Here is a 1,027-nt window from a genome sequence, read left to right on the forward strand (position 1 = left end):
GAAATCACGTTTCAAATCACTTTATCTGAGAATCAAACCACATTAGCTGATTCTGAACCACATTACGGATTCGCCCGCGCACCCTCCCTGAGAATACACAAACCACCAGAAAAACGGCCGGTTTTCTGATAGTTACAGATTAGCACAATTTCTATCTGAATTATCGCAAGAAAACCCATTGTGGAAATCAACGCAAGATTACCCTGTGCCATTTATCTTTTCTTACTGGTTGTCGTGATGATTAATTTGATGCAATATAATCATCAATATATGAATCTAGTGAGGTGGTATTATGAGAACAACAGTCACAATCGATGATGTGCTGTATGCACAGGCGCTGGAAATGGCCGATCCCGGTATGGATAAGGCTGATATTTTCCGGGAAGCAGTGAAAACGTTTGTTCGGGTGCAGGCAGCAAAAAGGCTGGCTTCGCTTGGCGGTTCATCGCCTGAAATGCAGATGCCCCCTCGCCGCCGCGAGGAGCCGTCCGCATAATGACTATTCTGGTTGATACGTCCGTCTGGGTTGACCATTTCAAAAACAGGAATGACGGATTGATCCAGTTGCTGGAACGGGATCTGATTCTGACACATCCGATGATTATTGCCGAGATAGCTTGTGGTACACCTCCGGCGCCAAGGCTGAGAACGCTTGGTGATCTGGGGCTGTTACCACAGAGCCATCAGGCCAATATTACTGAAGTAATGACATTTATTGAAAATGAAAAGCTGTACGGCCTCGGATGTGGTCTGGTTGATATTACATTGCTGGCATCAACCCTGATAACACCGGGGGCAAGACTCTGGACACTGGATAAACGGTTGGAGAAGTTGGCTAAACGTCTTCATGTGAGTTATCAGCCGATTCATTGACCGAACTTAAACTACTCAGACACCCACAAGAAAACCGATGGTTTTCTTGTGGTGAAGAACGTCTCATGGAGCGTGCGCGGGTGAATCCGTAATGTGGTTCAGAATCAGCTAATGTGGTTTGATTCTCAGATAAAGTGATTTGAAACGTGATTTC

At 45.6% G+C, this 1,027-nt stretch carries 2 protein-coding genes; both read left to right on the plus strand.

What is annotated here, in order from left to right; all coding sequences use genetic code 11:
- The first annotated feature begins 292 nt into the window (after positions 1-292).
- Positions 293-496, plus strand: a complete 204-nt coding sequence (locus tag J8X26_RS27160; protein WP_208952622.1) for a type II toxin-antitoxin system VapB family antitoxin — start codon at positions 293-295, stop codon at positions 494-496.
- Positions 496-873 carry a type II toxin-antitoxin system VapC family toxin gene (locus J8X26_RS27165; protein ID WP_208952623.1) on the plus strand — a complete coding sequence of 126 codons (378 nt, stop codon included), beginning with the start codon at positions 496-498 and terminating at the stop codon, positions 871-873. The genes J8X26_RS27160 and J8X26_RS27165 overlap by 1 nt, the downstream gene beginning before the upstream one ends.
- Positions 874-1,027: the final 154 nt, after the last annotated feature.

Source organism: Rahnella sp. ChDrAdgB13, assembly GCF_017655185.1.
Lineage (GTDB): Bacteria > Pseudomonadota > Gammaproteobacteria > Enterobacterales > Enterobacteriaceae > Rahnella > Rahnella contaminans.

What these genes read in the sequence shown, in the direction of transcription:
- J8X26_RS27165 (WP_208952623.1), top strand. Translation starts at nt 496, where the DNA reads ATGACTATTCTGGTTGATACGTCCGTCTGGGTTGACCATTTCAAAAAC.
- J8X26_RS27160 (WP_208952622.1), top strand. Translation starts at nt 293, where the DNA reads ATGAGAACAACAGTCACAATCGATGATGTGCTGTATGCACAGGCGCTG.